General features: G+C 71.6%; 5 protein-coding genes. All 5 read left to right on the top strand.

Going from position 1 to position 6,736, the window contains the following annotated elements; all coding sequences use genetic code 11:
* Nucleotides 1-712 precede the first annotated feature (712 nt).
* The 5 genes from ACWGSR_RS35420 to ACWGSR_RS35400 all read left to right on the top strand — a co-directional run bounded on the left by ACWGSR_RS35420 (nt 713) and on the right by ACWGSR_RS35400 (nt 6,670).
* Complete coding sequence (locus ACWGSR_RS35420; RefSeq protein WP_453573104.1) at nt 713-2,962, top strand: MMPL family transporter; 2,250 nt, start codon at nt 713-715, stop codon at nt 2,960-2,962.
* Between the two features lie 281 nt (nt 2,963-3,243).
* Nucleotides 3,244-3,915 (top strand): DUF4097 family beta strand repeat-containing protein, encoded by a 672-nt coding sequence (locus tag ACWGSR_RS35415; RefSeq protein ID WP_453573101.1) that lies wholly within the window; start codon nt 3,244-3,246, stop codon nt 3,913-3,915.
* Nucleotides 3,916-3,947: 32 nt separating this feature from the next.
* Nucleotides 3,948-4,910, top strand: a complete 963-nt coding sequence (locus ACWGSR_RS35410) for an ATP-binding cassette domain-containing protein (protein ID WP_453573099.1) — start codon at nt 3,948-3,950, stop codon at nt 4,908-4,910.
* Nucleotides 4,907-5,695, top strand: a complete 789-nt coding sequence (locus ACWGSR_RS35405) for an ABC transporter permease (protein ID WP_376247044.1) — start codon at nt 4,907-4,909, stop codon at nt 5,693-5,695. The genes ACWGSR_RS35410 and ACWGSR_RS35405 overlap by 4 nt, the downstream gene beginning before the upstream one ends.
* A gap of 213 nt (nt 5,696-5,908) precedes the next feature.
* On the top strand, nt 5,909-6,670 hold the full coding sequence (locus ACWGSR_RS35400) for a thioesterase II family protein (RefSeq protein WP_453573096.1): 762 nt from the start codon (nt 5,909-5,911) through the stop codon (nt 6,668-6,670).
* Nucleotides 6,671-6,736: the final 66 nt, after the last annotated feature.

The following is a 6,736-nucleotide window of genomic DNA, read 5'->3' as shown; positions in this document are numbered from 1 at the left end:
AGATCATTCCCGAACGACGCCGTCTCCGACGTGAACCGATCCCCGGTGAGCTGCATACCGTCACCCGAATCACCCGCAAAACGAATGATCACCCGGTCCAGGCGGCGGACTTCTTTGTCGCGCGCCCCTGTGGTGCCAGGGGCGGTGGTTTCCACGGACATGCGTGTGTCGGCTCCCGTCGGTGCTGGTCCGCGGGTGGAGACGGAGAACGTCGGCGGACAGGCGGTCGGTGCAAGGTCATCTGCCGCCCGGAGAGTAGGCACCGCCGATAGAGAGGCGCTCGCGCCGTCGTCCGGCGGAGCGAGGAATATCCCCTTCCGGGGTAGATTTTCGGCCATAAAAAACCGCTAAGTTGGTTTATTTTTGTCGGCCTCTCAAGGTTTAGGGGCCTGTTGGGTCGCCTGTCGCCCCGTCCGTCCGGATGTCGCCGGCCGGCCCCCGCGAAGTCGATCGAGACTCGACCGGTCCTCCAGCGCACTGCCTCACCCTGACGACGTGCCGATTCCCCGGTCCGGGCGCGCGCGGGTTCCGCCGTCACGCGTTCCGGAGCGAGGAGCGGCGCGCGGGGCCAGGTCGGGTGGCACGTGGCTCCGTCATGCCCCAGGAGGGGTTCCGGGGTGACGGAAAGGCATCGCGTCCACATAAAACCGTACGCGCGGTTTGTTAATCTTCCCGGGCTTGCTGCCACTCACCCGACGGGAGTCCCCCCACCATGGCAACGTTCCTCCACAGACTGGGACGCTTCGCGTTCCGAAGGCGCGGCCTGACAGTGCTGTTGTGGCTGCTGGTCTTCGTGGGCGGAGGGGTCGCGGCCTCCTCGGCCCCTCCGCCCCCGGCCGACACCTTCTCCATGCCCGGCACGGAGTCGCAGAAGGCCTTCGACCTGCTCAAGGAGAAGTTCCCGGCCGCCGGCGCCGAAGGGGCCAGCGCCCGGGTGGTGATCCGCGCGCCCGAGGGCCAGGACGTCTCCGGCCCGCAGCACAAGCCGGCGGTCTCCGGACTCCTCGCCGAGCTGAAGAAGGCCCCGGGGGTTGTCGGGGTCACCGATCCGTACCTGACCGGGGGCGTCAGCAAGGACGCCGGTACCGCGTACGCGGTCGTCTCGTACAAGGTCCCCGGTCTCCAGCTGACCGAGGAGGAGCACGAGGCGCAGGCGAAGGCGTTCGAGAACGCCCGGGCCAAGGGCCTGACCGTCGAGGCGGGCGGTGACGCCGTCAAGATCGAGACCGCGATGGGCGGCGCCGAGATCGTCGGCGTCCTCGTCTCCGCCGTGGTCCTGCTGATCACCTTCGGTTCGCTGATCGCCGCCGGCATGCCCCTGCTGACCGCCCTCATCGGCGTCGGCGTCGGCATCAGCGGCATCACCGCGCTCGGCAGCACGTTCGGCCTGTCCACGAACACCTCGACGCTGGCCATGATGATCGGCCTCGCCGTCGGCATCGACTACGCCCTGTTCATCATCTCCCGCTACCGCTCCGAGATCGCCGAGGGCCACGAGCGCCGGGAGGCCGCCGGGCGGGCCGTCGGCACCGCCGGCTCGGCGGTCGTCTTCGCGGGGCTCACCGTCATCATCGCGCTCGCCGGCCTCGCCGTGGTGAACGTGCCCGTGCTCACCAAGATGGGCCTGTCCGCGGCGGGCACCGTCGCCGTCGCCGTGCTCGTCGCGGTCACCCTCGTCCCCGCCCTGCTCGGCTTCGCGCCGGTCAAGGTGCTGCGCCGCATCGACCGCAAGGCGGTCACCGGCAAGCCGCTCTCCGCCCGGCAGGAGCGGAAGGCCGCCAAGGAGGCCGCCCGGACCAAGCCCAACCTGGGCACGCGCTGGGCCGGTTACGTGCTGCGCCACCCGGTGGCCGTCCTGCTCGTCGGCGTGGTCGGCCTCGGCACGATCGCCGTGCCCGCCGCCAGTCTGGAGCTGGGCCTGCCCGGCGAGGGCACCATGGCCACCGAGACCACCCAGCGCAAGGCGTACGACATGCTGTCGGAGTCGTTCGGCCCCGGCTTCAACGGACCGCTGATGATCACCGTGAGCGCCGAGGACGCCGCGGCCGCGGCGCGCGGCGTCGGGAAGGAGCTGGCCGAGGTCGACGGGGTCGTCTCCGTCTCGCCGCCCGTGCCCAACGCGGGGAACGACACCGCGATCCTGAACCTCGTGCCGAGCACCGGGCCCAACGATCACGCCACCGAGGAGCTGGTCCGCACGATCCGCGCCGGACTGGACGGCATCGAGAACGCCACCGGCGCGAGCGAGGTCCTCGTCACCGGCCAGACCGCGGTGTTCATCGACTTCTCCAAGACGCTGGACGACGCCCTGGTGCCGTACCTCGCGCTCGTGGTCGGCCTGGCCTTCCTGCTCCTGGTGCTCGTCTTCCGGTCGGTCCTGGTGCCGCTCAAGGCCGCGCTCGGCTTCCTGCTGTCGGTCGGCGCGGCCCTCGGGGCCGTGGTCGCCGTCTTCCAGTGGGGCTGGCTCGCCGACGTGTTCGGCGTCAAGGAGGCCGGTCCGGTGATGAGCACGATGCCGATCGTCATGATCGGCGTGGTGTTCGGCCTCGCGATGGACTACGAGGTGTTCCTGGTCAGCCGGATGCGCGAGGCGTACGTGCACGGGGCGGAGCCCGGCGAGGCGGTCGTCACCGGCTTCCGCCACGGCGGACGCGTGGTCGGCGCGGCCGCGATCATCATGATCAGCGTCTTCTCCGGCTTCATCACGGAGCAGAACGACCTGATCAAGATGATCGGCTTCGCCCTCGCGTCGGCCGTCCTCTTCGACGCGTTCGTGGTCCGCATGGCCATCGTCCCGGCCCTGTTCGCCCTGCTGGGCGCCTCCGCCTGGTGGCTGCCGAAGTGGCTCGACCGGGTCCTGCCGAACCTGGACGTCGAGGGCGAGAAGCTGAGCGGCCGGCCGGCCGACGGCGACCGGACCGGGATGCCGGGCCCCCGGCGCGAGCACGAGCCGGCGCACTGATCCGGTGTACCGCACACGGCGGAGGGCCCCGGTCCCCCGCGGGCCCTCCGCCGTGTGCGCCCCAGGGCGGCTCCATAGCGTTCACCCTCAGTTCATTGCAATGAACGAGACATCAGTCATTGCGTTAGCTTTGAGCTCTTCGCAATGATTTCACGTCAACCACCTGCGGTTTTACCGATAGTGCGCAACGAAGGTGTTGCCAGAGACGTGAACGCAACGTAGCTTTTCCTGTGTCAGAAACAACGAGGACACCGTCGGGAACGACTTCAGGAGCAGACACCATGCAGACCTTCCAGACCCCCGCAGCGATCACCGCCGTCGTCGAGATCCCCGCCGGTCACATCCGTCTCGTCGCCGCCGACCGCGCCGACACCACGGTCGAGGTCCGCCCGGCCGTCGCCTCCAAGAGCAAGGACGTGAAGGCGGCGGAGGAGACCACGGTCGCCTTCGCCGACGGTGTCCTGCGGATCGAGGCCCCCGAGGCCAAGAACAGGATCCTCGGCTCCTCCGGCTCCGTCGAGGTCACCGTCCAGCTCCCGGCCGGCTCCCGCGTCGAGGCCAAGGCCGCCGCCGCGGACCTGCGGGGCACCGGCCGGCTCGGCGACGTCTCCTTCGACAGCGCCCAGGGCCCGGTCGAGCTCGACGAGGCCGCGAGCGTCCGCCTGACCCTCCAGGACGGCGACATCACCGTCGGCCGCCTGGACGGCTCCGCCGAACTCACCACCGCGCGGGGCGACCTGCGCATCGTCGAGGCCCTGGGCGGGCAGCTTGTCCTGGCCACCCAGTCCGGTTCCATCACCGTCGGCGCGGCCCCCGGGGTCTCCGCCACCCTCGACGCCGGCACCACCCACGGCCGGGTCTCCAACTCCCTCCGGAACGCCGAGGGCGCCGGAGCCGGCCTCACCATCCGCGCCACCACCGCCCACGGCGACATCACCGCCCACAGCAACTGACCGCGCCCCCACTCTCCGAGGAGCACACGCCCATGTCCGACCTGGCGATCGCGGCGCACGGACTGCGCAAGTCGTACGGCGACAAGACCGTCCTCGACGGCGTCGACCTGACCGTTCCCACCGGTACCGTCTTCTCCCTGCTCGGACCGAACGGGGCCGGCAAGACGACCGTCGTGAAGATCCTGTCCACCCTGATCGGAGCCGACGGCGGCCAGGCCGCCGTCGGCGGCCACGACCTGGCGTCCGACGCGCAGAAGGTCCGCGCCGCGATCGGCGTCACGGGGCAGTTCTCCGCCGTCGACGGCCTGATCACCGGCGAGGAGAACATGCTCCTCATGGCCGACCTGCACCACCTGTCCAAGGAGGAGGGCCGCCGGGTCACCGCCGAACTCCTGCAGCGCTTCGACCTCGTGGAGGCCGCGAAGAAGCCGGCCTCCACCTACTCCGGCGGCATGAAGCGCCGCCTCGACATCGCCATGACCCTGGTCGGCAACCCCAGGATCATCTTCCTCGACGAGCCCACCACCGGCCTCGACCCGCGCTCCCGCCACGACATGTGGCAGATCGTCCGCGAGCTCGTCGCCGGCGGCGTCACCGTCTTCCTCACCACCCAGTACCTGGAGGAGGCCGACCAGCTCGCCGACCGCATCGCCGTCCTCAACAACGGCAGGATCGCCGCCGAGGGCACCGCCGAGGAGCTCAAGCGGCTCATCCCCGGCGGGCACGTCCGCCTCCGCTTCACCGACCCCGCCGCCTACCGCAGCGCCGCCGACACGCTGCGCGAGGCGGCCCGGGAGGAGGAGTCGCTGTCCCTCCAGATCCTGAGCGACGGCAGCCAGCGCGACCTGCGCGCCATCCTCGACCGGCTGGACTCCGCCGGCATCGAGGCCGACGAGCTCACCGTCCACACCCCCGACCTCGACGACGTCTTCTTCGCCCTCACCGGCACCGACGTCCCCGCCCAGGCGAACCAGCCGAAGGAGGCTGCCCGATGAGCTCCCTGTCCCTCGCCGTGCGCGACTCGACCACGATGCTGCGCCGCAACCTCCTGCACGCCCGGCGCTACCCCTCCCTCACGCTCAACCTGCTGCTCACGCCGATCATGCTGCTCCTGCTCTTCGTCTACATCTTCGGCGACGCCATGGGCTCGGGCCTCGGCGAGGGAGCGGGCCGCGACGCCTACATCGCGTACGTCGTCCCCGGCGTGCTGCTGATGACGATCGGCTCCACCCTGGTCGGCACCGCCGTGTCCGTCGCCACCGACATGAACGAGGGCATCATCGCCCGCTTCCGCACCATGGCCATCCACCGCGGGTCCGTGCTCTTCGGGCACGTCGCCGGCAGCGTGCTCCAGGCGATCCTCGCCGTCGTCCTGGTCGGCGCGGTCGGCGTGGCCATCGGCTTCCGGTCCACGGACGCGAGCTTCGTCGAGTGGATCGCGGCGCTCGGCCTGCTCGCCCTGTTCGCCCTGGCGTTCACCTGGATCGCGGTCGGCATGGGCCTGGGCAGCCCGAACGCGGAGGCCGCCAGCAACAGCGCCACGCCGCTGATCCTGCTGCCGCTGATCTCCAGCGCCTTCGTGCCGATCGAGTCGATGCCGGGCTGGTTCCAGCCGATCGCCGAGTACCAGCCCTTCACCCCCGCCATCGAGACCCTCCGCGGCCTGCTCCTCGGCACCGAGATCGGCAACAGCGGCTGGATCGCCGTCGCCTGGTGCCTGGCCCTGACCGCGCTCGGCTACCGCTGGTCCAAGTCCCAGTTCGACCGCGACCCGAAGTAGTCCCCGGGCGATCCGCCCCGCCCTCGACCGCCTCGCGAGCGCGTGTCGAGGGCGGAGCGCGATGCTCGGGTGGCGAGCTCCGGCACGGACGGGCTCAGACCCCCGCGGAGCGGCGAAACCGGCCGCCGGCGTCCCCATCCCCCCGGGGCACCGGCGGCCTTCGCCGTGTCCGGGACGGGGAGGCCCGCTCCGCACAGACGAAGGGACAGCAGGATGAACAGCACGTGGTTCCGGCGCTTCACCAAGACCGTGGGCGACGGCCCCCGGCTCGTGTGCTTCCCGCACGCCGGGGGCGCCGCGACGGCGTACGCGCAGCTCGCGCGGACGCTGCCCGCGGACCTGGACGTGGTGGCCGTGCAGTACCCCGGGCGCCAGGACCGGTACCGCGAGGAGCCGTTCACGGCCCTGGCCCCGCTCGTCGAGGCCGTGGCCGGGGAGCTGGCCCGGGGCGTCGCCGCCGAGCCGGACCGGCCGTACGCCCTGTTCGGCCACAGCATGGGCGCGCTCGTGGCCTTCGAGACGGCCCGGCTGCTCGCCCGCGACGGCGTCCCCGCCCCCGAGCGGCTGTTCCTGTCCGGGCGGGGCGCCCCGGAGACCCGGCCCAGCCCGTTCACCGGGACCTTCGACGACGCCGACGTCCTGGCGGAGGTGCGCCGGCTGAACGGCACCGCCCCGTCCATGCTCGACAACCCCGAGGTCCTGGAGATGGTGCTGCCGGCGCTGCGGGCCGACTACCGGGCCCTGAGCGCGTACGGCTGGGAGGGCGGCGAGCCGCTGCCCGTCCCGGTGACCGCGCTGATCGGGGACGGCGACCCGATGGTGTCGGTGGCGGACGCGGAGGCCTGGCGGGCCCACACGACCGGCGCGTTCGACCTGAAGGTCTTCACCGGCGGCCACTTCTACCTCAACGACCACCTCGCCGGGGTGGCCGGGGCCGTCACCGGCGGGCTGCCCGCCCTCACGGGCCGCGTCTGACGGAGCCGGGTGCCACGGGAACGACGGAGGCCCGGCCGACGAGAGTCGGCCGGGCCTCCGCGCGTC

The organism is Streptomyces sp. NPDC055632 (assembly GCF_053618675.1).
The sequence above is the reverse complement of the archived record's forward strand: the minus strand, read 5'-3'. Positions and strand labels throughout refer to the sequence as shown.